This is a genomic window from Rubripirellula tenax, assembly GCF_007860125.1.
Classification (GTDB): Bacteria; Planctomycetota; Planctomycetia; order Pirellulales; family Pirellulaceae; genus Rubripirellula; species Rubripirellula tenax.
The window spans coordinates 176,055-201,243 of record NZ_SJPW01000001.1 but is presented as its reverse complement, the minus strand read 5'-3'; the positions used below and the strand labels follow the sequence as shown (position 1 = coordinate 201,243).

24 protein-coding genes are annotated in these 25,189 nt (G+C 57.4%); 11 read left to right on the top strand and 13 right to left on the bottom strand.

Going from position 1 to position 25,189, the window contains the following annotated elements; genetic code table 11:
* The first annotated feature begins 48 nt into the window (after positions 1–48).
* Complete coding sequence (locus Poly51_RS00850) at positions 49–423, top strand: hypothetical protein (RefSeq protein ID WP_146453462.1); 375 nt, start codon at positions 49–51, stop codon at positions 421–423.
* A 122-nt stretch (positions 424–545) separates the two neighbouring features.
* On the opposite strand, the gene Poly51_RS00845 is transcribed toward Poly51_RS00850, so the two are convergent.
* Positions 546–1,106, bottom strand: coding sequence for an adenine phosphoribosyltransferase (locus Poly51_RS00845; protein ID WP_146453461.1), 561 nt, complete (start codon positions 1,104–1,106; stop codon positions 546–548).
* A 227-nt stretch (positions 1,107–1,333) separates the two neighbouring features.
* Between Poly51_RS00845 and xseA the strand changes: the two genes are divergently transcribed.
* Positions 1,334–2,536 carry an exodeoxyribonuclease VII large subunit gene (gene xseA / locus Poly51_RS00840; protein WP_146453460.1) on the top strand — a complete coding sequence of 401 codons (1,203 nt, stop codon included), beginning with the start codon at positions 1,334–1,336 and terminating at the stop codon, positions 2,534–2,536.
* Here xseA and fliG read toward each other — a convergent pair.
* The 11 genes from fliG to Poly51_RS00785 form a co-directional block, all read right to left on the bottom strand.
* Entirely contained in the window at positions 2,529–3,536 is a 1,008-nt protein-coding gene (gene fliG / locus Poly51_RS00835; RefSeq protein WP_146453459.1) for a flagellar motor switch protein FliG, read from the bottom strand. The genes xseA and fliG overlap by 8 nt on opposite strands.
* A gap of 173 nt (positions 3,537–3,709) precedes the next feature.
* Positions 3,710–4,189 carry a hypothetical protein gene (locus Poly51_RS00830; RefSeq protein WP_146453458.1) on the bottom strand — a complete coding sequence of 160 codons (480 nt, stop codon included), beginning with the start codon at positions 4,187–4,189 and terminating at the stop codon, positions 3,710–3,712.
* The gene (locus tag Poly51_RS00825) at positions 4,189–4,890 is read right to left on the bottom strand and encodes a hypothetical protein (protein ID WP_146453457.1); all 702 of its coding nucleotides are present in this window, start codon (positions 4,888–4,890) and stop codon (positions 4,189–4,191) included. Before Poly51_RS00825 ends, Poly51_RS00830 begins: the two co-directional genes overlap by 1 nt.
* On the bottom strand, positions 4,887–5,561 hold the full coding sequence (locus Poly51_RS00820; protein ID WP_146453456.1) for a hypothetical protein: 675 nt from the start codon (positions 5,559–5,561) through the stop codon (positions 4,887–4,889). Before Poly51_RS00820 ends, Poly51_RS00825 begins: the two co-directional genes overlap by 4 nt.
* A complete protein-coding gene (locus Poly51_RS00815; RefSeq protein WP_146453455.1) occupies positions 5,558–6,604 on the bottom strand; it encodes a hypothetical protein in 1,047 nt (348 codons plus the stop codon). Before Poly51_RS00815 ends, Poly51_RS00820 begins: the two co-directional genes overlap by 4 nt.
* Before the next feature lie 170 nt (positions 6,605–6,774).
* Complete coding sequence (locus Poly51_RS00810) at positions 6,775–7,941, bottom strand: type II secretion system F family protein (RefSeq protein WP_146453454.1); 1,167 nt, start codon at positions 7,939–7,941, stop codon at positions 6,775–6,777.
* A 55-nt stretch (positions 7,942–7,996) separates the two neighbouring features.
* Positions 7,997–9,835, bottom strand: coding sequence for a GspE/PulE family protein (locus tag Poly51_RS00805; RefSeq protein ID WP_146453453.1), 1,839 nt, complete (start codon positions 9,833–9,835; stop codon positions 7,997–7,999).
* Complete coding sequence (locus tag Poly51_RS00800; RefSeq protein WP_146453452.1) at positions 9,832–10,164, bottom strand: STAS domain-containing protein; 333 nt, start codon at positions 10,162–10,164, stop codon at positions 9,832–9,834. The genes Poly51_RS00805 and Poly51_RS00800 overlap by 4 nt, the downstream gene beginning before the upstream one ends.
* Entirely contained in the window at positions 10,161–11,663 is a 1,503-nt protein-coding gene (locus Poly51_RS00795; RefSeq protein WP_186775260.1) for a sensor histidine kinase, read from the bottom strand. The genes Poly51_RS00800 and Poly51_RS00795 overlap by 4 nt, the downstream gene beginning before the upstream one ends.
* Positions 11,656–12,090 (bottom strand): response regulator, encoded by a 435-nt coding sequence (locus Poly51_RS00790; RefSeq protein WP_146453450.1) that lies wholly within the window; start codon positions 12,088–12,090, stop codon positions 11,656–11,658. Before Poly51_RS00790 ends, Poly51_RS00795 begins: the two co-directional genes overlap by 8 nt.
* A 69-nt stretch (positions 12,091–12,159) precedes the next feature.
* Positions 12,160–12,582, bottom strand: coding sequence for a type II secretion system protein (locus tag Poly51_RS00785; RefSeq protein WP_146453449.1), 423 nt, complete (start codon positions 12,580–12,582; stop codon positions 12,160–12,162).
* A gap of 639 nt (positions 12,583–13,221) precedes the next feature.
* On the opposite strand from Poly51_RS00785, the gene Poly51_RS00780 reads away from it, so the two are divergent.
* The 6 genes from Poly51_RS00780 (at position 13,222) to Poly51_RS00755 (ending at position 21,459) form a co-directional block, all read left to right on the top strand.
* Complete coding sequence (locus Poly51_RS00780; protein WP_146453448.1) at positions 13,222–13,962, top strand: hypothetical protein; 741 nt, start codon at positions 13,222–13,224, stop codon at positions 13,960–13,962.
* Between the two features lie 172 nt (positions 13,963–14,134).
* Positions 14,135–15,523 (top strand): transcription termination factor NusA, encoded by a 1,389-nt coding sequence (gene nusA / locus Poly51_RS00775; RefSeq protein WP_146453447.1) that lies wholly within the window; start codon positions 14,135–14,137, stop codon positions 15,521–15,523.
* Between the two features lie 615 nt (positions 15,524–16,138).
* Entirely contained in the window at positions 16,139–18,985 is a 2,847-nt protein-coding gene (infB, locus tag Poly51_RS00770; RefSeq protein ID WP_390621741.1) for a translation initiation factor IF-2, read from the top strand.
* A gap of 64 nt (positions 18,986–19,049) precedes the next feature.
* On the top strand, positions 19,050–19,427 hold the full coding sequence (gene rbfA / locus Poly51_RS00765; RefSeq protein ID WP_146453445.1) for a 30S ribosome-binding factor RbfA: 378 nt from the start codon (positions 19,050–19,052) through the stop codon (positions 19,425–19,427).
* A gap of 103 nt (positions 19,428–19,530) precedes the next feature.
* Positions 19,531–20,700 carry a hypothetical protein gene (locus Poly51_RS00760; RefSeq protein WP_146453444.1) on the top strand — a complete coding sequence of 390 codons (1,170 nt, stop codon included), beginning with the start codon at positions 19,531–19,533 and terminating at the stop codon, positions 20,698–20,700.
* Positions 20,701–20,712: 12 nt separating this feature from the next.
* Positions 20,713–21,459 (top strand): YebC/PmpR family DNA-binding transcriptional regulator, encoded by a 747-nt coding sequence (locus tag Poly51_RS00755; RefSeq protein WP_146453443.1) that lies wholly within the window; start codon positions 20,713–20,715, stop codon positions 21,457–21,459.
* Between the two features lie 56 nt (positions 21,460–21,515).
* Here the strand turns inward: Poly51_RS00755 and Poly51_RS00750 are convergent, their stop codons facing one another.
* Positions 21,516–22,253 (bottom strand): PIG-L family deacetylase, encoded by a 738-nt coding sequence (locus Poly51_RS00750; protein WP_146453442.1) that lies wholly within the window; start codon positions 22,251–22,253, stop codon positions 21,516–21,518.
* Positions 22,254–22,616: 363 nt separating this feature from the next.
* Between Poly51_RS00750 and Poly51_RS00745 the strand changes: the two genes are divergently transcribed.
* From Poly51_RS00745 to Poly51_RS00735, 3 genes are read left to right on the top strand one after another with little or no spacing between them, the layout of a single operon-like run.
* Complete coding sequence (locus Poly51_RS00745; RefSeq protein WP_146453441.1) at positions 22,617–23,735, top strand: hypothetical protein; 1,119 nt, start codon at positions 22,617–22,619, stop codon at positions 23,733–23,735.
* A gap of 2 nt (positions 23,736–23,737) precedes the next feature.
* Complete coding sequence (gene rdgB / locus Poly51_RS00740) at positions 23,738–24,343, top strand: RdgB/HAM1 family non-canonical purine NTP pyrophosphatase (RefSeq protein ID WP_146453440.1); 606 nt, start codon at positions 23,738–23,740, stop codon at positions 24,341–24,343.
* A 59-nt stretch (positions 24,344–24,402) separates the two neighbouring features.
* Positions 24,403–25,182, top strand: a complete 780-nt coding sequence (locus tag Poly51_RS00735) for a CPBP family glutamic-type intramembrane protease (protein WP_146453439.1) — start codon at positions 24,403–24,405, stop codon at positions 25,180–25,182.
* Positions 25,183–25,189: the final 7 nt, after the last annotated feature.

Below are 25,189 nucleotides of genomic sequence, written 5' to 3'. Positions count from 1 at the left end.
GAACGCACGAAGGAAGTCAGCTATCCGTACAACGAGCCGCAGTACTCGATGGAATCGTATGAAACGACTCGATACGATCGCGTTTGCGAAGAGAAAATCGAAGAGTACACCGTGCAAGTTCCTTTCACCGTGACCAAAGAAGTCCAAGTCCGAGTCTGCAAGATGGTTCCTCGCTTGGTAGAAGAAGTCATCACACCTTGCTGTGACGGTGGAGCGGCTTCGGGCGTTGCTGTGTCGGCTGGCGATTGCGGTTGTGGCGTTGCTGCACCCGCGTCGGCTCCGATCAGCACCGGTTGCGGTTCGGTTGCGGATGCGGATGCGGATGCGGACGCGGACGCGGACGCGGACGCGGACGCGGTTCGGTTGCGGTTCGGTTGCACCGGCAGCCGCCGTCTCGGGTTGCGGTTGCTAAGCATCGCGTGAGCGAAACGAAAATCACAGGAAAGCATTTCGCTGTTGAGTAGCGGGACCGCTGCTGGATTTGGAAACAGGATCAGCAGCGGTTTTTCGTTACACTAACAACGTCCGCGATCAGCTTCGCGTTCCTAAACGCGACCCGACGGACTGAGCTCACTTTCTAAGTCGTCTTGGTCGTAGGTCAGAACCGAGTGGCACGTGTACGGGTTCAATCGATCTTCGCCGCCCAATTGGGCCAAGTGGATCAGGAACGAACAGCCGACGATTTGGGCGTCACATTTTTCGAGCAATCGACAACAGGCTTCGATCGTACCGCCGGTTGCCAGAAGGTCATCGACCAAGAGAACGCGTTGGCCGGGTTTGACACCGTCGACGTGAATCTGCAATTCATCGGTGCCGTATTCCAATTCGTACGCGAACGAATGCAGATCGAAGGGCAGTTTCCCCGGTTTTCGAATCGGGACAAACCCGGCGCCCAACGCCATCGCGATCGGTGCTGCGAAGATGAAACCTCTCGCTTCGGCTGCGGCGACGATGTCGATCTTTTTCCCCAAGAACGGTTCCGCCATTGCATTGGCGGCTTGGGCAAGCGCATCGGGGTTCGCCAGCATGGGTGTGATGTCGCGAAACAGGATGCCTGGTTTCGGGTAGTCAGGAATTTCGCGGATGAAGTCGAACAAATCGAGCATGTGGAGACTCGCCGGTGTGGTGATCGGGACGCAAGTGGGAATCAAAAAGGCATTCTAAGCGTAGGCGCCGGGCGGATGCCCGAAAAGGGGCGCGGGCGGATGCCCGATCAAGCAACCTGTGAGGATGCCCGAAAAGGGTCGACCGGCAATCGAAGGCCTAGCGATCCATCGAAGCGGCGTTAGCATGATGCCCGTCGTTCGCATTCCCCATCATTGCCGCCCATGCCATGAACGCTTCCACGCACGCCGTATCCGTCAGCGAGCTGACGCACCACATCAAAGCGATATTGGAAGGCACTTTCCCGTCGATATGGGTCGCTGGTGAAATTTCGGATCTGTCCCGGCCGCGCAGCGGACACCTCTACTTCACGCTCAAGGACGAGACTTCGCACATCCGTGGCGTGATCTGGCGCGGGACGGCGTCTCGACTGGACGTCGATCTTGCCGATGGGCAATCGGTCTTTTGTTTCGGCGATGTCGAAGTCTACGCGGCCCGCGGAACCTACCAGTTGGTCATTCGCCAGGTCCAACTTCAAGGGCTGGGGGCTCTTCAGAAACGGTTTCTGGACCTGCAAGCCAAACTTGACGCCGAAGGAATCTTCGCCGCCCAGCGCAAACGCATGCTTCCGCGATGCCCGCGACGAATCGGTGTTATCACCAGCCAGAGTGGCGCCGCGATTCGCGATTTTCTGCAAGCCGCGTCGAGCCGTTTTCGCGGTGTCGAGATCGTCGTCATTCCCGCGGTGGTTCAAGGGCCGACCGCGGCGGCGTCGATCGTGGCTGCGATCAAGCAGGCACACCGCTATGCGCCGGCGCTGGACGCTTTGATTTTGACGCGAGGCGGCGGCAGCCTCGAAGACTTGTGGTGTTTCAATGAAGAACCCGTCGTCCGTGCGGTCGCCGCGTCGAGGATCCCCACGGTGTCGGCCGTTGGGCACGAGATCGACGTCACGCTTTGTGATATGGCGGCGGATGTGCGCGCATTGACGCCAACGGATGCGGCCACGCGAGTGTTGCCCGATGCCAAGATGTTTGATCGATCGGTGACTGAATTGAGTCGCCGCTTGGATCGATCGATGCGTCAATCGATCGATTCCCGCCGATTGCGGTTGAATCAAATTGCTTCGCGTACTGGTTTTCGCAAACCGCACGAGATCGTTCATTTGCGATCGCGATATCTGGACGAACTGGATGCTCGCGCGCGTCGCGCGATGTTCACCAAGCTTCGGCTGGATGCGGCAAAATTGGCAACGCAAGCAGCTTCGCTTTCGGCGTTGTCACCGCTGAGCGTGCTGACGCGGGGATACAGTGTGACGCTTGATGCCGTGGGAAACGCGATCGAATCGACCGACGTTGTGAACGTCGGCGACACGATTCGAACTCGCGTTCATCGCGGCGAGATCGAATCGGTGGTGAAGTCGCTCAGTTGACGTACTCTTCTTCCTCTTCGCCAGTCGGACGCGAAATTTCGCCGCTGTCTTCGAGATGACGAACAATGTCCACGATCTTTTGTTGGACGCCCTCGACTTCGCTGACGCGGACGCTGCCCAGGTATTCCATTTCTTCGCGCAGGTTTTCGGCCGCACGCGATGACATGTTTCGCATGACCTTGTCTTGCAATTGCTGGCTTGCGCCTTTAAGCGACATAGCCCATTGGGCGGTTTCGACGTTCTTGAGTAATGCTTGAATGTCGCGGTCGGCCAATTTGCAAATGTCTTCGAACACGAACATCAAGCGGCGGATTTCATCCGACAACTCGGGGTCTTCGCGGCCAAGTGATTCCATGATGGTGCGCTCGATCGAACGTTCGCAAACGTTCAGAATCTCGGCGACGTTCGCGACGCCACCGGTGTTGGATTGTTGTTGGTTGACCATGCTGGACAATCGCATCTCAAGCCCGAACTCCAATTCGGCAACCGCCTCGGGGCTGGTTCGTCCGATCGCGGCGATACGCCGAATGACTTCCAGTTGTTTCTCGGGATCTAGCCCGGCCAAGACTTCGGCAGCATAGTTGCCCGGACAATGGCTAAGCAGCAGTGCGATCGTTTGCGGATGTTCGTCGCCGATAAATTGCAGCAGCGTTTGTGAGTCGACTTTCTTGATGAAGCCGAACGGCATCGCTTCGATGGTCTGCTGAAGATTTCCGATCAGCTCGTTAGCGTCTCGGCCGAGAGCTTCGCGAATCAGTTCCTTGGCACGCTCGAGTCCGCCTGGGCTGGCATACAACGAACTGGCTTTGCTGGTCAGAAACTCAGCGATCACCATTTCCTGATCGTTGCCACCCACCGATTCGGTTTGGGCGATCATGATGCTGATCGCTTCGATGTACCGTGGCGGCAGTTGGCCCAGAATTTGCGCAGCCGCTTTCGTCGGCAGACTCATCAACAAAATGGCCGCTTTTCGCAAGCCGTTTTCGTCGAAAGGATTCATAGGGACGGCCGTTGATGGGGGTGCAGCGTTTTTGCGAAATGCAAATCGCTGTGATCGAGAAAGGGATTGTTTCTTCGTTATCGACGCAACGACGCACCGTCTTTTCGCATCAAAGCGAAGTTTCCGGTGATATCGATTGCGAAAAATGCAACGGCGTGTGAAACCCGTCGTCTTTAAGGTACGTTTTTGCTCAATTGAATCCCGTCACTGGTGACGCGGACGATGGTCCGGCCGTCGCTGAGTGATTGTCCGTCCGTCAGAATCTCTCGATCGACCAATGCTCGGTGTCCCAATGCACTGCCGTAGACCGCTCGGACGGCTTCGCTTGCCGCGATCGTTGACGGTGACTTGAGATCGGATCGAAAAAGTGGCGTCTTCCGGATCTGGTTGAGTTCAGTGCGTGGCAGCGTGCGAGTCTGCGAAAAGTTGGCTATCGCCGTCGTGGTTCGCAAAATCGGTGTCGCCGTCGCCGGCGAGATTGTCGCAACGGTCGCTAACGTGGCGGCTAGGTCCGATGATTCGGACAATTCGGACGACTCGTCCGACGGCTGAGTCAGCATCGCAATCAACAATCCGATCGATAGGATTGCGACCAATACGATTTGTTTGGTTTGCTTGGACGATGGCGTCTTTTCGGATGGCGTTGCAGACATCAGGCATCGTTCCTTTGGCGATTGGCATCATTCGATGCAGCATCCGGTGACGCTATGCGTAGCTTCAGTAGCTGTGCCGCGGCAGTGCCTTCGGCCGCAAACGGAATGCGAAATTCGATTGTCGCGACACACGGATCGGTATCGGACCCTTCGTTCGTTGTCGCCGGTCGGCTGAGTTGCAATTCGCCGACCGCAATGGCGATCTTCTGATTCGGCAGGCCGGCGAGGAACGCGTAAACGTCGTCGCAATTGCCGTGGATCTCGCAGCGTCCCGTGACGACGCCAACACGTGTGCCGACGTGCCGTGTTCCGATCTCTGGCCGATTGATCGTCAAGCCGTTCTCGGCAGCCAAGCGGCGCAGTTGGATTGCGACTGCCTGGGGATCAATGTCGGTTGGCAACCACTGTGCGATGTTCGTCATCGTTTGTTCGATCGACGCAGATGCCTCGCTGATTCTTGCGTATCCCTGACGCCATCCGTCGCTGGAAAGAATCAACGCATGGGCGTCATCAAGGTTGACGTCGACGCCTTGAAAGCGAGTCGTTACCGAAGCTCGAAGGTCCTGTGTCGAGACCCATCCTGTGGCCACCACTAGGATCGCGATCACGATCGATCCGGCGATATGGCATCGCGCGGGTGTTCCCGTGACTTTCAAAAGCCAAGATGATATCGTCGGCAATGACTTCATTCGTTCGTTCATGGCAGTGTCCCCGACGCGATGGGGTTTGCCTTGATTGTGATCGGAAATCGCAACAACTGGTTCTCTTCAACCGTCGGTAACGCATCTAGCGTCGTTGCCGACGAGATCCGTGGGTGGGCGTTCATCCGATCCAGCCATTGTAGTGCTGTTGCCGTATCGGCAACCTTCGCCAGCACATTCAAATGCGGAGATGCCCATGTTGGAATTTTCGGTGCGGTCGATTGCGTCGAGTCCGTTTCGAACTCGATGGGCAAGCGAACGTGCAGGCTGTCGATTGAAATCGTGTCGTCGAAATCTGCTGTCGAAGCGGCGATCGCGGCGACGGTTTGCAAAATGTCATCGTTCGGCTTTGCGGACTGTACTTGTTGGCACAAACCACTGCGACGTTCATTTTCAGTTTGCAATCGCATCACTGCTTGTCGCATCGCCATCAACGGGACTGCTTCCGACGCGATCGTTTGATGTCGATGCTGTTGAGCGGTTCGACGCATCGTCGTTGCCGCGGCGGCCGAAACAAAAATTGCGGTTAACGCTGCTATGACAGTCAGATAGCCCAACCGAACGGCGGTCAAAAACTGTTCGTACCGGTAAGTCGGCGGCAGTAGTTCGAAGGATCGCAGCATCGTGGCGGCTGTAGCCGATGCCGTCGGTGATCGAAAACGTGTGCTCATCGCAGTTGACTCCGTCTGGAACCGGCCAATCCGATGCTGCAATAGGCGAGCGAAATCGCCAAAGCGTCGGTGGCGTCGTGGTTCCGATTGACGACGGTCGCATCGCTCGGTCGAAAGCGGCCGGCGTATCGCCAAGGTGCAACGGGGCGGTTGGTCAACGTCGCCAGCGTGGCGGCTACGCCGTCGATGTGCGCGAGTCTTCCGCCGATCAAAATCGGAGAAGTCGCTGAAAGTTTGGCACCGTTTCGAGTCGCGAATCGGCAAGTGGCTTCGTATTCGGCCGCGACTTCGCCCAGCCACGGTTCCAATTCGTCGACGAACTGCGGTGATGCTTTTCCCGTGGTGCAAGTCGGCAGCGTGCGGCAAAGTCCACAAGTGGGTGGTTCGGGAAGCGTCGCACTTGATAGCGCGATCAGGCCCCCGATCGGGTCCAAAAGAATGACGGACGATGGTGTCATGGACGTCAACGACGACGCATGCATCATCGCGGCGCCCGCAGGCAGGATCGTTCCGATTTCGTAACCGACGTCGGCGACGGCCTTTGCGACGCGGGCGGCGGCGGCCGCGCCGGTCGCGGCGACCAATCGGGAGTCATTGCCCTGGACGACTGGCCAGTGCGTCACATGGGAATCGCTCTTGAAGATTGACGATCGAAACATCTCGTCACTTTGTCGTTTCGTCGTTGCCAGTTCGTTCGCGGCAACGGTTTGATAGTGAACCCAGGTCGATGGTAGCGATAGCGTTGCGATCACACGATGTCCGTCCAGACAGCGTGGCAGTTCCGATGTCAACGTCTCGACCACGCGATCGATCCAGTCCGACTTGGGCTGGGCCGATGGATCCACGGGAACGATGAATTGTGTCCGCGAGATCCATCCGATCGTCCCTTCTTGTTTCGGGTCATGCTGGATCCAGCCCAGCATGGCCACCGTCACACGGTCGATTCCAATGTCGATCCCGACGTAGCGCAGCCGTCGATGCAAGCGGGGCGACGATTGCCCCCACTTCGAGACGAGCGACGTTAGTGACGAAAGAGGACGCATCAGGGACGACGGACTTAGGAGGTGGGACTTGGGGATGGAGAAGTTGTGCCGAGCGAGAATGGGACAGAAAGGTTTACGTTACCCATCACGGTGCCGACGACATCGATGCGTTTCCTTGACGATTCCTCTTCGCCGATTCGTCATGGTTGCCGTGACAATCGGCATGTTCGTTACGAACCGATCGTCGAAATATCCAACATCGGCAACATCACGGACATAACGACGCCAGCAACGACGATGCCCATGACCAGAATGACGGCCGGTTCCAGCGCGACGACCAGTCGTTTGATCCGCCGCGAGGCTTCTTCCTCGTAGAACGTTCCGATGTCTTCCAAAACTTCGGCAACTCGACCGGTGCGTTCCGCAGTCGCCATCATTTGGGAGGTTTCGGGAGGCACAAAGTCGACTTCAGTGATGGCTTGGCTGGCGGGCAATCCCTCGATTAAATTGCTTTCGATCTGGCTGAGTAGTTCCTGCCAGTATCTATCATTCGTCGTCCGACGGGAAAGCTGAACGGCTTGCAGCATCGGTACACCGCCCTGCACCATTGCGGCGATCGTGCGCAGCATGCGTCCGGCTTGCAGCGGTCGGTACGCGTCGCGGATCATCGGCCCGTACATCAAAAATCGGCCCAACGGGCGACGGACGATCGAGTGTGATCGAAGCATCACCGCCCCGGCGATGAGGGATACCACCGCGGGAACGATCAACCACCACCAGTCTTGGCAAAAGTCGCCGAATGCAAGCAACCACTGTGTGTAGACGGGAATCGGCTTGCCCATCGATTCGAAAACTCGACTGAATTGCGGCAACACCCCCATGATCAATGCCGTCATCACGATCGTCGATGCGCCAACAAGAATCGCGGGATAGATAAGGGCGCCGACGATGGTGCCTCGCATTTGCATCTCGCCACGCATCCGCGCGCAAACCCGTCCAAGCGTTTCGGGAACTTCACCGGACTGTTCCGCCGCGGCCAACATCGGCGCAAGCGTCGAAGGAAAATAGCGGCCGTGTTGAGCGACGGCTTGCGAGAACGACTGCCCACCGTTGACGGCGTCGTGAATCTGGTTGAGCGACCGCGCCAGGCGAAGGTCGGGGCAATGTTTGGCAACGCTTTCGAGGGCTTCGGCGATTTCGATCCCGTTTTGGCTCATCACCGAAAGTTGGTTGATCGCCAGTAGCACGCGGCTTTGGGATACCGGAATCCATTCGTTTGACGCAGAGCTTGACCGCTCTACTTTGCCCACCGCCGATGTTCTTGTGTCGGCAAAAATATCGGCGATGTTGTCGGCACTTGCGACGTCGATCGGGGCGTAGGCGGTATGCATCGTCATGTTGGCTTTGTGAGAAGACCGCGGCGGCGGTCATCGATTCGGATTCTTGGAAGCGTCAATCAGCCATCGCAACGCGGCTGATCTCTTCAAGCGAAGTGATTCCATCGGCGGCCAATCGCAGACCCTCGGTCATCAATGTTTGTCCGGTGTGGGCGGCGCGAATCGCGTCCAGGTCCGCGCCGGCGTTGATCAGGCCACGCAGCGTAGAATCGCTCTCGAGCATTTCGTAGATTCCCGATCGACCTCGGTAGCCCGATTCGAAACACTGGGTGCAACCGCGGCTTTGCGCAAACGGGTGACGCGTGTCGCCCTCGTACTTCATCTCGGCCAATAATTTGGCCGGCGGATAGTACGTTTCTTTGCAATGTGGGCACAGATTGCGAACCAATCGCTGTGCAACGACGCCGACCAGGGCGGCGGAAATCTTGAATCGTTCGACACCCATGTCGATCAATCGCGTGACCGCCGAAGCGCTGTCATTGGTGTGCAGTGTGCTGAGGACCAAGTGGCCGGTCAGCGCCGCTTGGATTGCTGTTTCCGCCGTCTCGCGATCACGAATTTCACCGACCATGATCACGTCGGGGTCTTGTCGCAAAATGCTTCGCAGCGCCTTAGCGAACGTCATGCCGGTATCGGTTTGGACTTGAACCTGGTTGATCAATTCCAATTGGTATTCGACGGGGTCTTCGACGGTGACGATGTTTCGCTGAACGCCTTTGATCAATTCAATGGCCGAGTACAGTGTCGTTGTTTTTCCGCTGCCTGTAGGCCCGGTGACCAAGACCAATCCGTGCGGTCGCTTCAACATGCGATTGGCCGATTCAAGAGCGTGGTCGGTCATGCCCAACTTGTTCAGATCAAACGTCAGCCGTTGACGATCAAGAACTCGTAGAACAACCTTTTCGCCCAGTACCGTTGGCAGTGTCGAGACACGCAAGTCGACGTCGCGTCGATTCATTCGCACGTGCAGTCGTCCGTCTTGCGGTTGACGGTGTTCGGCAATGTCCAGTTTCGCCATGACTTTGATTCGCGAAACAATCGCGGCGTGCAAATCTTTGCGAGGCTTCATCACTTCGCGAAGCGCACCGTCGATGCGAAAGCGAACTGATGTTGCCTTGACGCCGGGTTCAATATGGATGTCACTGGCGCCCTGGCTGATCGCTTGGACGATGGCATAGTTGACCAAGTTGATGACCGGGCTTCCTTCGGCGATCTGCATCGAACCGGTCAGGTCCAGATCAATCGCTTCGGTTTCCAGTTCAAGCTGTTCGACATCCAAGTCGGCGGTGACCGAGTCGACGGCAAAGTCGTCTTCGTAACACCGTGGCATCAATCGTTCGATGCTGGACGCGAGAGTAAAGACGGGTCGAACGCGGCATCCGCTGATTCGTTTCAGCGTATCGATGGCGGCCAAGTCATGGGGGTCGGCCATGGCCACGGTCAACTCGTCACGCACTTTCATCAGCGGCAGTGCGTGAAGTCGTTCGGCATACTCACGCGGCACCAAGGCGATCGCGATGGGATCAATCAATCCTTCGCGAAGCCGGACGCCTTCGACGCCCAGTTGTTCACCCATGTGCGGAATCAAGTCGCTTTCATCCACCAAACCCAGTTCGGTGATGACTTCGCCCAGTCGTTTCGTGCGGCCGTTGCGTTGGCGTTGGGCTTCGGATTGGCCGGCACGCGCCTTCATTCGCTCCGTTTCGGCGGTTTGGTGCGTTAGCGCGGACTCCAATTGGTCCGTCCGCAATAGGCCCGCTTCGATCAAACGTTGGCCCAGCGGAACGCCAGCTTTGTTTGCACGCGGCCGTGCGGGTTTCGATGGCATCGCGATCGACGCCACCTGGGACGGGTCGGTGTCAATCTTTGCGTGAAGGGATGTGGCGTGCGTCATGCGAACGCCCCCAGCGCTGCGGTCAAGTCGCTGAATTGTTGAACCGTTTTCCCGACGCCTGTGATGCGCAGTATGTCGACACACAGTTCGTTCGCCCCGCTAATGCGGACGCAACCGCCACGGTTGCAACACACGTCATCCAATGAAAGGATCCACTCCAAGCCAGCACCGTCGATCAGCGGTGTGTCCGACAGATCGATGACGATATTCGGGATGCCGCCCGAGAGCGCAGGCTGAGTCCGTGACTGCAGTGCTTCGATGCCATCGGCGCGGATCGGCCCCGATGGGCGGATCGCACTGATCGCGCCGTGACGTTCTAGGCGTGTCATCGCGTCGATCCCGCCGCGGGTGTAGGAAGGCGAAGTGTAAAGACGCTGCCCTCGCCCAGGGTGCTTCGCAGGTCCAAATCGCCACCATGCAGGCGGGCGACTTCGCGAGCGAACGCTAGTCCCAGTCCGTTGCCGCGCTCGGTCGATTCACGTGTTGCGACACAGCGATAGAATTTATCGAATACCTTGGGCTGTTCGTCTTCGGGGATGCCGGGGCCGTTGTCTTCGATATCAATGCGAATCCAACGCTCGTCCGATGCCACGCGCAAAACGACTTCGCCGCCATCGGGCGTGTACTTGATCGCGTTGCCAAGCAGATTGACCAGCGTCGCCAATAGCTTGTCTCGGTCTCCGTACACGACGGGCGATTTTGCGAGAACACGAGTTACAATTGCGATCGATTTTTGTTCTGCCTGGGCCGTCAATTGCTCGGCGGCATAGGTGACCAGTGGCAGCACATCCAATTGGTGTCGATTGACGACCATCGATCCGGCTTCCATCTGGCTGACCGTCAAGAGTTGATCGATCAGGCGACCAAGGCGATTCGCTTCGCTGTTGATCACGTTACAGAATTCTTTTTGACGATCGACTTGCAGATCATCGCATTGCTGGAGCGCTTCGGCGTAGGCTTGCAGATTGGTCAACGGCGTTCGAAGTTCGTGCGTCGCCGTCATCAGGAAGTCATCGCGGGCTTCGGTCGCCAATCGCTGTTGGGTGATGTCGAGCAGAATCCAAGCGAGTCCCTCCACGTCGCCTCGTCGCCCGGCTAATCGGGACCGGGTGATGCGGATCTGCAGCGGATTGGATTGCACCGTCAGCCGTCGCCGACAATGGACCATGCGGACGGGACCGAACAATTGTTCCAGGTCGGCAGGGTCGCTTTCGTCGCGCAGTCCCAGCAGCTCGGCAAGATCTCGGCCAGCTAGCTTTGACGAGTCCTCGTCAAGGGACAGCATTCCGCATGCGGCTGGTGACATGAAACGGATGTTTCCGTCGTTGTCGGTAATGACCCACGCAACAGGCAGTCCGCGCATCGCCCGCGCAAGGGTGACGGCTTCTTTGTCGAGCGAGGCAGTCGGTCGGTCGGTCTGCGACTGCGGTGCAGACGATTGCATGTGGAAGAAATGGATCGTTTCCATCAATTGATTCCAGCCATCGGCAACCGGGTCGTTTCCAAACACGGAACGAGCCCGGCGCTGAATCGCCAGTCTGTGTTCGGCGGTGGGTGACGAATCGTTACCTGCGTTGGGAGCTAAAGCGGTGCCTCGTCGCAATTCGACTTCGATCGTTCGGATCGCACGCACAGAACTCATCGCGACCAGCCCGCCGGTGCAGCATGCCGCCAACGCGATGATCCAAAGCAGGGAATGTGTGCCTGTTTCCAATGGCATTGACGCGGCGCCGATGGTGCATGCCAAAATGCAGATCGCAACGGTAAGAAAGGTCAAGCCAATCCTTGTCGTTGCAAGCGGGAAACGATTCGAGTGCGAATCAGCCATGAGACCACGACCCGACCGCCGACTCGGCAGCATTCGGAGTGGACGGTGACACACCAAGGTGCTTCACGATCAATTCTTCCAATCGTCGCGGGCTGAACGGTTTATTCAGCACGTCGACGAGATGATACTTGCGTTGAATCGCGATCGTATCGAGCTCGAAGCCTTTCGCCGTACACAGAATCGTTGGGATTGCGATCGCGTCGGGATGGATGGCGATGCGTTCGAGTAGTTCGATTCCACTGCAGCCCGGCATTTGGTGATCGGTCACCAAGAATCCGATTCCGCCTTGGCAAATTCGTTGATAGGCAGCCTCTCCGTCGCTGGCGGTTTCGACAACGAAGCCGCCACGACCGATCGTGAAGCTAAGCACGCGGCGGAAAACGGGGTCGTCTTCCGCGATCAGTACGGTCCGTCCGGAATCTGACATGATCGGATCGCTTCGTTTGGGTGGGTCGGACGGAGAAACTCTTCGCGAAAAGGAATTGGCAACGCGGCCCTACCAGTCCCAGCCGGTCGTATTGACCGCCACGTTCAAACGCAATGATCCGTTGTGGGGTTTGTATGCCCATCCCGCGTCGGCGCCCGTGTCGACAGTGGTCGCGGCGTCCGTGGTGGTCGAGTCGTAAAAGACGCCCGTTTTTCCGCGGGCTGTACCCACGGCAGGTGCCGGGAAAGGACCGTTCAACATCGTGCCCATCGCCGTCGGAAGATCGTTCACGATCGGGTAGCCGCCGAAGCGAGCTCGATACATTTCGATCGCGTTGCGCATCACGGCCAGTTGTTGACGTGTGGTGTTTTCTTCCGCAGTCTTGGCGGTATCGAACATACGAGGTGCAGCAACGGCGGCAATGATTCCCAGGATCAAAATGACAATCACCATTTCGATCAGCGAGAAGCCTTTTCGGATATTCCGGTTCATCTTTAAGCAGGTTGTTAGAGTTTTCTATTTCGGCGAGCGCGAAATCCAATCTCTCGTCCGCAATCGCTATGTGGGGGAAGTGTTGGGTTGGCCTGTTCCGTCAAGTTCACCCCCAAGGTTTATCTAACGGTTCCAATCGTTCCACTTTCCAAACGAAACCTACGATGTTGCTACCGAAAGCAGCCGCTTTTTTTTAACTTCCAAAAGGTTTTGCACACGCTATCGGGGGATGGATTGCCTCACGATCGGTATGACCTGTACACCATCTCCGGTCCTGCCGATTATGCAAGCCGCAACAGGCATCGCCCGTCGTGTGGGATCTGACGTTGCGGCCGAAGCACCGAAGGTGAGTTTTCGCAACGTTCAATGTTGCCGTTGGACATCACGGAAAAACGGCCGCGTATGCGGATCCGCAATCCGTCCTTTTTGAGTTAGCCCCGATTGCTCTGGCTTTATTGCGGATTTGGGGGACATGTGGTGCATCGATCATGCATGCCGTTGCACCGGAGCGACGACGCGGTGGACTGTCGACCGGATGCTGGCTCAGGCTTTGCGAAGCAGTTCCCTGGTTTGTTGGTCGTCCGGGCTATACCTGGACCGCCGGCAGTCTCGTCTGCTCGGATTCGCCAGAGGAAGTTCATGATCAATCGATTCGACAAAAATTTGGGCTCAACGCTTCGGCCCTACCTATGGATCGTTTTCGCAGTTGCTGTGATTCTGATCTCCGACAGAGTCTCTGCCGAAGATTCACTGCACCCGATGCCCGCGCACGCTTTGGCGGTGCGTCGCGAACATGTGCCGATCCAGTTGGATGGCGAAACGTATTTCGTGGAAGCCGCATCGTCGTCCGTTCGATTGACAGCACACGTTTCGCGTCCTCAGTCGGCAAACGTGGTTGCCGCACCGGCAAACTTTGACGCCGATGCCGCCATCGATGGCTGGCGCGCCGAGGTCGTTTTACTGGACGCCCAAGACCGTCCCGTGGTGACGCGGGCGCACGCAACGTTTGAGTTGATGCCACAGATCTCCACCATCACACCCGGCTATTTTCGCAACGTCACCGATGCGCCGATGGTGTGGTCGTTGCCATTGAAGTTCGACGACCAGGGCGTTGCGCATGTTCGATTGCCAATCCCGTATCGATTCGAAGCGATCATGAACCGGCCGATCGATCAGGATTCACGTATTCGGGATATCCCGTTTTCGTCCGTCACATCGGGTTATCGACCTTTCCCCGACGAGATTCAACGGGCGCGGCGACAAATCTGGATCGATCCGCTCGATTCGCGATTGGGCGGTCCCCAGTGGGGGCGATTGACCGTACGCGTATCCGTGCCGACCGAAGGCGTCTTCGACGCACAGACGATCGTGTCGTTTTAAACACGCCTTTCCTTTGTCATGCCGGGCGCCTTCCTTGACACTTCTTCTGGGCGTCGGTAGGCTAATGCCACCAACGAGCAAACGATTGCCCGGGCCCACAAGGTTCGGGCAGTTTTTTTGTTCGGATGGAAATTGAACACCACTTGCACCGATTTTTTAGCAGTCGTCGGCCATGAATCCTCAAGACATCCTTCGCTACGTCGATTCGCTCCACCGCGAGAAAAACATTGACAAAGAGTTGGTGTTTTTGGCGATCGAGTCGGCGCTGCAAACGGCCGCAAAGCGCCAGTACGGCGAAGAGGCCGATATTCTGGTCCGGTTGGATCGGGAGAACGGAAAGATCGCGGCCGAGCTCGAGGGCGAGCCACTCGGAGACGACCAAATCGGCCGGATTGGCGCTCAGACGGCCAAGCAAGTCATCATCCAAAAGGTAAAAGAGGCCGAGCGCGACTCGTTGATGGTGGAGTATCGCGAACAGATCGGTGAGATCGTCAGCGGCATCATCGGTCGCGCCGACGGTGGCGTGGCAACCGTCAACCTGGGCAACGTCGAAGCCATTCTGCCGCGAAGCGAGCAGATCCCCGGCGAATCGCTGCACGCGGGCGAACGAGTTCGCGCGGTGGTTTTCGAAGTCCGTGCGACGGGGAACCGGGTCCGTGTGGTGCTGAGCCGAACGCGTCCTCAATTTGTACAGCGACTATTCGAGCAAGAGATTCCCGAACTCGGCGAAGAGATCATTGCCATCCGTTCGATCAGCCGCGAGCCGGGCTATCGCAGCAAGGTGGCCGTCAGCAGCGTCGACAGCCAGGTCGACCCGATTGCCGTTTGCGTCGGTTACCGCGGCAGCCGAATCAAGGCTGTGCGTGAAGAGTTAGCGGGCGAGCATATCGACGTCGTTCGCTACAGCGACGACCCCGAGATTCTGATTCCCAACGCATTGCAGCCCGCCGAAGTCGAGCAAGTTCTGCTGTGTGACATGATTGGTCGCGCCATTGTCTTGGTCAAAGAAGATCAGTTGTCGCTCGCCATCGGTCGTCGCGGCCAGAACGTCCGCTTGGGCAGCAAGCTGTGCGGATGGGACATCGAAATCATGACCGGCGGCGAACTGGAAGAGCAGATCGAACGTGCGGTTGCGGGTTTCAGTCAAATCGACGGGATCACCGAAGAAATTGCCCAGGCTTTGGTCGAGCAAGGATACCTTTCGTACGACGACCTTTCGGTCATCGAGCCGGACCTGTTCATGGAGATGAGCGGTTTGACGGCAGAGAAAGTCGACGAGATCGTCGAAACCGCCGAGCAAATGGGGCAAGAAGCCGAGCAGGCGGCTGCCGAAGAGCGACGCACTCGCCGTGAACGCGAGCAATTGCAGAAAGAGGCCGAAGCAGCCGGGATCGCGGAGCCAGAAAGTCCAGCCGTTGAAACCGCTGCGGTGCCCGAATCCGCCGAATCCGCCGATGGTGGCGTCACCGAAGCAGAGGCAGAGGCAGTCACCGAAGCAGAGGCAGACGCAGAGGCAAAGACCGCTTCCCCATCGGGTGGTGCGTCGGCATCCGAAGCCTAGTCTTCGTTTTCATTGGAAATGCGAATTCAGTCGTCGCTGAAATCGAAAAGCTTCCGTGCATCTGACGAAAAACCGAGCTCTGGCAAGTCCGGTCGCGGAAAGAGGCTCTCCGAAAGCGGAGTTGCGGCTTCATGGAATTCGGGCGAGCCAGCGAAGCATCACCCAGATCGGCAAGAACGGTCTCTTGGGGGGCTTTCGCTCGGCGAGAAGCCGAAAAATTGGCACGTTCCGATATAAACTGGGTTTCTACACCTCTTCGTCGAGAAGCTTTTTCGCTATCTTGGCGGGGCGTCGAGGCCGCCAGGGTCTCGGTGCACCGTTGTAGGATTCCCGCTGTGGTCAATTTTTCGAGCGTTTTGGCTTGGAAACGTGGCCGCAAGCGATGGAGGAATAGGTTTATGTGACCCAACTAAATTTTTGAACCCGGCCCGCGCAGCCCGATCGGACCCCTCGCCAATTCCGGCAAGGGTGTCTTCTATCGAGCAACCCCCCGCAACTCACGTAGCAAAATACAACGCACGCGAGGCGGGTTCCCAATCGAATCGACAGGATTTTCACCCCGTGCCCGCACGCATTTACGCGCTCGCAAAAGAACTGAACCTCGACAGCAAAGAGCTGGTTGACATCGTTAAGAAGGTTGGGATCACCGGCAAAGGCTCGGCCTTGGCCAGCTTGACCGATGACGAAACGACACGAGTCCGAGAACATCTCAGCGGATCTTCGCAGAAACCGGCTGCCCCTACGGCAACGAATCCTTCGGCACCGATTGGTGCTGTTCGTGATTCCGTCGTCCCTACGGATCGAAAGCCGGTCGCAATCAACGTCGGTCGGTCTCGATCGCGCCCGATGACCGCCAAGAGCGAATCGCCCGAGCCAAAGCCGGTCGCCGAATCGCCCGCACCTGTCGTACCCGCGGCTCCAACCGGGCCGACGGCGCGCTCGCTTGACGATCCTGCGATCCGGTCGGCCATGTCACGGCCCGACGGTGCGTCGGTCGCTGCGGAGCCCCCGACAAGTAAGCCGGCGGATCCGCCACCAGCGCCGAAACAAGGCTTCGCCAGTCGAATCGCCAGCCGCATGGCGGCAAGAAAAGGCGTGACGACACCGACCGAACCCGTGTCGCCGATCCGTCGCGAATCATCGGCGGGGACTGGCAAAGTGCGCTCCCTCGACCGTCCCGCAGCCACCGGTGACAAGAAGTCGTTGGACAGCTCGAAGTCGAAGCGTCGCGAGCCACGAATCAACGTCAAGATGACCTCGCTTCCCGAAGTCAGCGAACAGGCGGTTCCCAAAGCAGTTGCGGGTGAGCCCAAAGCCCAAAAACCAGACGTCAAATTGAGCCCCGATGCGATCGCCGGTCACCGTCAAGGGATGCGGGCGCCGTTGGAACAGTTGGCCAAAGAGGACGACGAAAAGAAGCGGGCCGCAAAACGCGGTGGACTCAGCGGTTTCACTGGCGAGAAAGCGAAACGCGGATCGGTCAAAGAGGAAGAAGAAAAGCCTCGCAAAAAAGGTTTGGCCGGAATGGCTAGCCCGCGGGCCGAACGTGGACGTGCCAGCAAAGGTCGCGGTCGTGTTTCGTTCGATGGTGGCGGTTTCGATCGTTCGCGCCAGTACCGAAACAGTCGTGGTTCACGCCGCAAAGTCATCAATACGGCCGCGCCTCGAAAAGACGCCGTCGTGTTGGAGTTGCCCTGCTCGATCCGTTCGTTTTCCGAAGCCGCCGGTGTTTCGGTCGGAAAGGTTCTCGGCACGATGATGCAAATGGGCATCGGTGGCGTGAACATCAACTCGCAGCTTGATCTCGAAGCCGCCGAAACGTTGGCTGCCGAAATGGAATTGAGCATCGAGCTGAAGGCCGCCGAAACGCTCGAAAATTCGTTGATCAACGAACTGGAAGAGCGAGAAGACTCCGCCGAATCGTTAATCGCTCGTGCTCCCGTCGTGACCTTCTTGGGACACGTCGATCACGGAAAAACCAGCTTGCTGGATTACTTGATCGGCATCAACGTCGTCAAAGGCGAAGCCGGCGGGATCACCCAGCACATCCGTGCCTACGAAATCGATAAAGACGGCCGCAAGGTGACGTTTGTCGATACGCCGGGTCACGAAGCGTTCACCGAAATGCGCGCTCGTGGTGCGAACGTTACTGACATCGCCGTTTTGGTTGTCGCGGCCGATGACGGCGTCATGCCGCAAACGGCCGAAGCGATCAGCCACGCCAAAGCAGCGGAAGTGCCGATCGTCGTAGCGCTGAACAAGATCGACTTGGAAGGCGTCGACGAGAACCGTATTCTGACCCAGTTGACCGAACACGGTTTGACGCCCAGCGAATGGGGCGGCGAAGTGGAAGTCGTGCGGACCAGTGCCACCAAGGGCATCGGGATGGACGAGCTGTTGGAAACGTTGCTGACGGTCGCGGAATTGAATGAATACTCCGCCAACCCCGATCGCGAAGCGTTGGGCGTGTGTCTGGAATCGGCCCAAGAAGGCGATCGTGGTGTCTCGGCAAAGCTGATCGTTCAAAACGGAACGCTGCGAGTCGGCGACGTCATTGTCTGTGGCAATTCCTATGGCCGCGTTCGTGCGATGACCGACACCTTGAACAACAAACCGATCGCCGAAGCCGGCCCGAGCACGCCGGTCAACGTGATGGGTTTCGACGAAGCACCCGGCGCGGGCGACCGCTTTCATGTGCTTGACGACATCACCAAGGCTCGCGAGATCGCCGAAACGCGAACTCACGCAAGCAGCCAAGAATCGCTGTCCGGATCCACGACCAAGATTTCGTTCGATACGTTCCAGGAACGTTTGCAAGACGGAACGCTTGGTGTCCAGGCGGACAAGGTTCGCTTGAACATGATCATCCGCGCCGACGTGAAGGGCTCGCTCGAAGCGATCGAGAAAGAGCTGACCAAACTGGACCATCCCGAAGTCGAAATTCGAATCTTGCAAAAGAGCGTCGGCGGTGTCTCGCTGGCGGACGTTTCGTTGGCTTCGGCATCCGATGCGGTGATCTGTGCTTTCAACGTTGTGCCGGACGAACGTGCTCGGTCCTTGGCCGATGAGCGTGGCGTTGAAATTCGTCGCTACAGCATCATCTACAAATTGACCGACGAAATTCGCTTGATGATCGAAGGACGACTCAAGCCAGAAGAACGCGTGGTCGAACTCGGCCGTGCAGTCGTCAAGCAAGTCTTCAGCATCAGTCGCGTCGGCGCGATTGCCGGTTGCTATGTCGTCCACGGCTCGATCCAACGTGGTTGCCGCATCCGCGTCACCCGCGACGGTCGTGTCATCGGTGATTACGGTTTGGATTCGCTCAAACGAATCAAAGACGATGTCAAGGAAGTGCCGCGTGGCATGGAGTGCGGTATCCGCCTGCAAGGTTTCAACGACATCAAGCAGGACGATGTGTTGGAAGCCTACCGAATCGAAGAAGTGGCCCGAACGCTCGATTAACGATTTGAAATCCGAGATTGAATGTTAGAAACCCGTTTCCTGTCACTTACTCCTGTACTGCGCTGTGTCTAGTCGTCGATTGTTGAAAGCCGCTGAAGCAATCCGTGAAGTCGTTGCGTCGTCCATTTTGACGGAGATGCGCGATCCACGCGTTCGCGACGTCACGGTTGTCGGTGTCAAAGTGACCCCCGACATGCGTGAGGCAACGGTTTTGGTAAGCATCATGGGTGACGAAACGCAGCAAAACTTGAGTCTGCGTGGATTGCAGAATGCGGCGGGTTTTTTGCAAAGCAAGATCGCAGCCAGAATCGACACACGTTACACGCCGCGATTGCAGTTCTCGATCGACAAGGGCGTTCAGCATTCGTTGGCGGTCGGTGAGATCCTGGAAAAAATCAAACGCGAACGCGACGGTGTGGAACACGCCGATGAAGAAGAGTGAACGAACATCGCACGGATACTTTTTCGTGCGATTGACCAGCACTGGCGAAGTGCCATTGCGGCGACAACACAACTGACACACCCTCAAAGTACCCTGCACCAAGATGTCTGCAAGCAACCGTGCCAGCCTTATCGGCAAATTGCACACCTCCCTCAAGAAAAGCTACAAGCCGTTGCCGGCCCAGCCGACACGACCCTTGTTGGAACACCTGTTGTACGGATCGTTGCTTCAGGACGCGCCTGCGGATTTAGCCGACGAAGGCATGGCGAAGTGCGAACAAGAATTTTTTGACTGGAACGAAGTTCGCGTGACGTCCATCACCGAACTGACCCAGGTTCTTTCGCGGTTACCCGAAGCGGCCAAAGCGGCGGCTCGGTTGAAGAGCAATCTGCAGGCGATCTTTGAAGAGTTCTACACGTTCGACTTGGATCACTTGAAAAAAGAGAACCTCGGCAAGGCCGTTGGCAAGTTCGAAAAAATGCCCGGCATGACGCCGTTCGTGCTCAACTACACCGTCCAGCACGGTCTCGGCGGTCACGCGATCCCGATCGACTATGCCGCGATGGTCATCATGTTGGCGACCGAGATTGCGTCACAACCCGAAGCGATGGCGGGCAAGGTGCCCGGTCTGGAGCGGGCGATTCCAAAAAGCAAGGGAATCGAATTCGCAGGCCTATTGCACCAGTGCGCGTCGGCGCTGAGCAAAAATATGAAAGACAAGACCGCTCGGGATGTCCTTGACTCGGTCGCCAAGGGTTCCAGCGGTCGACTTGACGAATGGCTTGCAAGTAAGAAGGCCGCGCGGAAGCGTGTCGTCAAGCGTAAAACGGAAGAGAAGGCTGCGGCCGTCGAAGCCGCTAAAGTCGCAGAGAACGAGCCGCCGGTGACGAAGAAAAAGTCGTCCAAGAAAGCGGCCGTCGCCAAGGTCGAACCGGTCGCTAAGCCGCCAGCCGCCGCTGCGGCAGCGGAATCAGAGAAGAAGTCATCGCCGACTAAGAAATCAACATCAAAGACTGTGTCCAAGACGGCGGAGGACACGAAATCTGCCGACGCGACGCCTGCGAAGCCCAAGAGTGCGAAGAAGTCCGTTGCCAAGAAGCCAACGGTAAAGAAGGCCGCAGCTAAAACGGATTCGAGTCCTGCGAAAAAGACGAGCAAGAAAAAGTCCGTCAAAAAATCGGCGACCACCAGCACTCCTGCGGCAAGCAGCAAAAAGAAGCCGTCGTCGAAGAAGTCGGATAACCGCAAATTGACAAAGAGCAAACCGAGATAAGGGTTCACCTCGATGGCAGGACATTCAAAGTGGGCCAACATCCAGCACCGCAAAGGGCGAGTGGACGCGGCGCGGGGTAAGTTGTGGAGCAAGTTAAGCAAAGCGATCATCGTTGCCGCCAAAGGCGGTGGTGGTGATCCCGAAGCCAATCTTCGTCTTCGCAAAGCGATCGACGATGCCAAAGCGGTCAGCATGCCCAAGGACAATATCGAACGGGCCATCAAGCGTGGTACCGGTGAATTGGCCGGTAACGATGTCGAAGAATTGACCTACGAGGGTTACGGCCCCGGTGGCGTGGCGGTCATGTGCGAAGTCATGACCGACAATCGCAATCGAACCGGTCCCGAGTTGAAGACGATCTTTTCGAAACTGGGCGGTGATATCGGCAAAACGGGCTGCGTTTCTTACTTGTTCGAACGCAAGGGTCTGTTCGTCTTCGCGGCCGAATCGGGCGAAGAAAGGGTCACCGAGATTGCCCTCGAAAACGGTGGTGACGACGTTGAGATGACGGACGAAGGAAAAATCCAAGTCACCTGTCCACCCGAAAACTACCAAACGCTGGCGGATGCATTCGAGGCTGCTGAGATCAAACCCGAGATCAGCGAACTTTCGCAGTTGCCGCAGACGATGGTCGACGTCGATGCATCCAACGGCAAGAAAGTGTTGCGGTTACTGGAACAGCTCGATGACCACGATGACATTCAAAACGTTTGCACGAATTTGAACATCACCGATGAAATGATGTCAGACGACGAATAGGTTCGTGTTGCCAGCTGCCGATGAAATCTCATCGATGGCGATCCGTCGTCCATGGATCACAGGCCCATGACGGTCGCCATCAAGTCGTTGACGGCGAATGGCTTTGCCGCCGCAAACGATTCGCCGGCATCAACGCCGGCCGAGGCCCCCGTCACGATCGCAGCGGCGCGAACGCGCGGGACGATTGATGGCTTATGGCCAAACTGGCTTTGGTAGCACTCGATTGCCGCGATCTTACGATCGATCGTGTCGCTGATGTCGACAACGACGTGATGCGAATGACTCGGTATGGCGTCGGGCTCGAGCGCCAATCGAAAATAGAGATGCCTTGAAACGGTGTGGACTGGCAAGTGTGCGAAGTACTCGTCCCATTTCGTCAATCGGCTATAGAAGATCGCGCCGTCGGTGATCTGCATCGCTTGCCAATGATCCGGCGACGCCATGGGGGTCTTCTCGCCAAAGCCGATCACCAACCGAGGACGCCATCGTCGCAGTTCGCACGCCAACGCGACGCGTTGATCGAATCCGTCAAATAGACGTCGGTTCGTCAGGTTCAGCTGTATACGCTCGTGAATCCCCAACGCGTCCGCCGCGGCAAGTGCTTCCTTCCATCGGGCCGCCGGGCCGGGACTATTTGGTGTCGGCTCGCCGTCGGTCAAGTCGACGATGCCGACGCGATAGCCCTGGTCCACCAGCTTTGCCAGGGTCCCGCCGCACGCGATTTCAACATCGTCGGGATGTGCGCCGACTGCGATCACATCCAGTGGCTCGGGTAAGTCGATGGATGCTGGCATGAGTTTCCGTGACCTGATCGGCGGTGTTTGGGTGGCTGTCACCGTTATAACCCGCACAACCAGGATTCAGAACGCATCTGGTTGGCCTAATTTGTCAATCGGATCACAGTTTCCAGTGTGCGGGCCGGCATCGGAACTAGTCTTCGTTGTGTCAGGGAGACGCGAACAACAGCTTGATTTACACACCAGATTTAAAGCGTCCCCCCGTGCGAGGCGGGGTCGGTCCTTCGGGGTCGGCCTCGCCTTTTTTTGTGCGCGCTCGATTCGCTCTTTCGGAATTCTGGCAACTTTTGTTAAAGCCAGTGTTGAGTTTGAAAGTTCGGACCGCCCACCCCGCGTCTGCCTGCACGGAAGATCCCTGCCATGTATCAACGATTTCTGTTGTCACTTACCCTCGTCGCCTTGCTGACCGGTTCCTCGGTCGCGGATCCGCCTACGTTTCTGCGTAGCATCTTCGGGCGTGCTCCTGCGGTCGAAGTCGACCCTTCCAAGAGCTACGTGTTGTCCGAGGAGGACGGCCCCTGGTTGATTCTGGCTGCGACGTTGGTTGGTGAAGGCGCGAAGGAGCGGGCCGAAAAGCTGGCTCTCGAAATTCGCAATGACCTGTCACTGCCTGCGTACATCTACAACGAAAAGTTTGACTTCACTGGTACCGTCGGGTTCGATCAACGAACCGCGAAACGCGCTCGCTACGCCAATCGCTATCAGTACGAAGCGTACGCGGTGTTGGTCGGCGAGTACGACAGCGTCGACAACCCCAGCATCGACGGCGACCTCGTTCGTGTGAAATCGGCTGCCCCCAAAATCTTTAGTGATCCGGCCGAGGTGGCTGCCGAAACCAATGCGTCGAATCCCGTCACTGCGGTCAAAGCAATGGCCAGCAAGTGGAAGCGGTCACGTCCGACGGACATCAAAGGCCCGATGGCCGGCGCCTTTGTGACTCGCAATCCGATGCTGCCCGAAGAATACTTTCAAGCACCTCCCGTCGATTCGTTCGTTCATCAACTGAACGAAGGCCTCGACCACTCGCTGCTCGATTGCAACGGAAAGTTCACTGTTGTTGTGAAGACGTTCCAGGGGTATGGGACGATCGATGACGGCAAAAACAGCAAGAAGTTCACGCCCAACGGAAATCGATTGGACAGATTCGCAGCCGACGCGGCAAAAATGACTGCGCAGCTTCGCAAGCAAGGTGTCGAAGCGTATCAGTTCCATGATCGCGACCACTCCCTGGTCACCGTCGGCAGCTTTGATACGCTGGGCCGACAACTGCCCGACGGCAAGTTCGAATACGATTCGCGGATTCAGTCGCTGATCAAGAAGTACAGCGCGCTGAACGTGCGTCCCGAATTGGCTCGCCAGGTACCCGCCGGCACCAAAGGCATGGCCGGCAACAATGTTGGCATGATCCCGTTCGACGTCCAACCGACGGCGATCGCCGTGCCGAAGATGTCGAAACGAAGTCTCTACGGAATGCGGTAAACATGTTTGATTTGGTCCTGGGCACGAACAACGCGAAAAAGCTGATCGAATTGCGTTTGTTGTTGCCCGAGGATCGGATCCGGCTGACGTCCCTTGCCGAGATCGAAGGTTCCATCGACGTCGACGAGACAGGTGCCACGTTCACCGAGAACGCGGCCTTGAAAGCGACTGTGCAAGCCGTCCACCTAGGACGCTGGGTCTTGGCCGAAGACAGTGGCTTGACCGTCGATGCACTCCGCGGCGAACCGGGTGTCTATTCGGCTCGCTACGCAGGCACACATGGCGACGACAATGCGAACAACGACAAATTGCTCGCCGCGCTTGAAGCCGTGCCGGATGATAAGCGGGATGCAAAGTTCAACTGTTATTTGTGTCTGTCGGATCCCGAAGGCAATGTTCGCTTAGAAGCCAATGGGACATGCGGTGGTCGGATCGCCCGCTCACGAAGCGGCGGTGCCGGATTCGGCTACGACCCGCTATTCGTCATTCCCGAGTACCATCGCACGTTCGGCGAATTAGACTTGACGGTCAAGCGAGCCCTCAGCCATCGGTCACGGGCCCTACGTCGATTTGTGCCCCAGTTGTTGCGATTGATCGATTCGCTTTGATGTCGATTTTTCGTGATTTCTGAACTCGTGCTATTGGTGGTAACGCATTGGATCCTGCAGTGAACGTGACGAATGAAGAAGCCGGTCATGCAAAAAAGCCGACCATGGGGTGGTGGCCGTATGTGCTGCCCATCGTCGCTTTTTTGGTGCTTGTCGAAGTGACTCAGCGGTTCGCCGGTGGTGATTCCATCGCGATGCTGGCTTTACGAGTCGTCGTTCCGTTGGTCCTGTTGGCATTCTTCTGGGTCCGCGGCGAGTATCCCGAGTTACGGTTTGCGATCGACAAGATGACTCCCGTCGACGCTTTGCTGGGTATCGTATTGGCTGCGATGTGGATGGCGCCTTATGTAATGTTTCCAAGTCTTCGCCCGGAATCCGGTGACGGCGAATTTGATCCGATGATGGCCGGCGTGGCGCTCTGGCCTGTCGTGTTTGGCGTTCGGATGATCGGCTATGCGATGGTTACGCCGTGGATGGAAGAACTTTTCATGCGAAGTTTCGTGATGCGGTACGCCGAAGTACTGCGGAACGAACCGTCGACGGGCGACCCGTCCGATTCGACGGATGACTTTCGCAAGATCCCGTTGGCTCACTTCACGTGGGTCAGTTTCCTGGGTGTGGTCGGCGTCTTTTTGGCGACTCACCAGATGTGGGAATGGATCGTGATGTTGCCGTGGGCCGTGGCAACGAATCTTTGGTTTTACTACCGCAAGAGTCTGTTCGCATTGATCGTTGTCCACGCAGCCACGAACGCATCGATCTTGATTGCCGCCGCGACCCTGAGCGGGCGTTTCGGCGACGGCGCGGGCGGCCCGTTGTCGCTGTGGTTTCTCGTTTGACGAAAAA

Bases quoted from the DNA above. Each gene is read 5' to 3' on its own strand.
- Poly51_RS00825 (WP_146453457.1), bottom strand. From the start codon at position 4,890: ATGAACGAACGAATGAAGTCATTGCCGACGATATCATCTTGGCTTTTG.
- Poly51_RS00845 (WP_146453461.1), bottom strand. From the start codon at position 1,106: ATGCTCGATTTGTTCGACTTCATCCGCGAAATTCCTGACTACCCGAAA.
- Poly51_RS00785 (WP_146453449.1), bottom strand. From the start codon at position 12,582: ATGAACCGGAATATCCGAAAAGGCTTCTCGCTGATCGAAATGGTGATT.
- Poly51_RS00800 (WP_146453452.1), bottom strand. From the start codon at position 10,164: ATGACACGCCTAGAACGTCACGGCGCGATCAGTGCGATCCGCCCATCG.
- fliG (WP_146453459.1), bottom strand. From the start codon at position 3,536: ATGAATCCTTTCGACGAAAACGGCTTGCGAAAAGCGGCCATTTTGTTG.
- rdgB (WP_146453440.1), top strand. From the start codon at position 23,738: ATGTTTGATTTGGTCCTGGGCACGAACAACGCGAAAAAGCTGATCGAA.
- Poly51_RS00820 (WP_146453456.1), bottom strand. From the start codon at position 5,561: ATGAGCACACGTTTTCGATCACCGACGGCATCGGCTACAGCCGCCACG.
- Poly51_RS00755 (WP_146453443.1), top strand. From the start codon at position 20,713: ATGGCAGGACATTCAAAGTGGGCCAACATCCAGCACCGCAAAGGGCGA.
- Poly51_RS00745 (WP_146453441.1), top strand. From the start codon at position 22,617: ATGTATCAACGATTTCTGTTGTCACTTACCCTCGTCGCCTTGCTGACC.
- nusA (WP_146453447.1), top strand. From the start codon at position 14,135: ATGAATCCTCAAGACATCCTTCGCTACGTCGATTCGCTCCACCGCGAG.
- Poly51_RS00790 (WP_146453450.1), bottom strand. From the start codon at position 12,090: ATGTCAGATTCCGGACGGACCGTACTGATCGCGGAAGACGACCCCGTT.
- Poly51_RS00805 (WP_146453453.1), bottom strand. From the start codon at position 9,835: ATGACGCACGCCACATCCCTTCACGCAAAGATTGACACCGACCCGTCC.
- Poly51_RS00830 (WP_146453458.1), bottom strand. From the start codon at position 4,189: ATGTCTGCAACGCCATCCGAAAAGACGCCATCGTCCAAGCAAACCAAA.
- Poly51_RS00850 (WP_146453462.1), top strand. From the start codon at position 49: ATGGAATCGTATGAAACGACTCGATACGATCGCGTTTGCGAAGAGAAA.
- Poly51_RS00810 (WP_146453454.1), bottom strand. From the start codon at position 7,941: ATGACGATGCATACCGCCTACGCCCCGATCGACGTCGCAAGTGCCGAC.
- Poly51_RS00795 (WP_186775260.1), bottom strand. From the start codon at position 11,663: ATGGCTGATTCGCACTCGAATCGTTTCCCGCTTGCAACGACAAGGATT.
- xseA (WP_146453460.1), top strand. From the start codon at position 1,334: ATGAACGCTTCCACGCACGCCGTATCCGTCAGCGAGCTGACGCACCAC.
- Poly51_RS00780 (WP_146453448.1), top strand. From the start codon at position 13,222: ATGATCAATCGATTCGACAAAAATTTGGGCTCAACGCTTCGGCCCTAC.
- Poly51_RS00750 (WP_146453442.1), bottom strand. From the start codon at position 22,253: ATGCCAGCATCCATCGACTTACCCGAGCCACTGGATGTGATCGCAGTC.
- Poly51_RS00760 (WP_146453444.1), top strand. From the start codon at position 19,531: ATGTCTGCAAGCAACCGTGCCAGCCTTATCGGCAAATTGCACACCTCC.
- Poly51_RS00815 (WP_146453455.1), bottom strand. From the start codon at position 6,604: ATGCGTCCTCTTTCGTCACTAACGTCGCTCGTCTCGAAGTGGGGGCAA.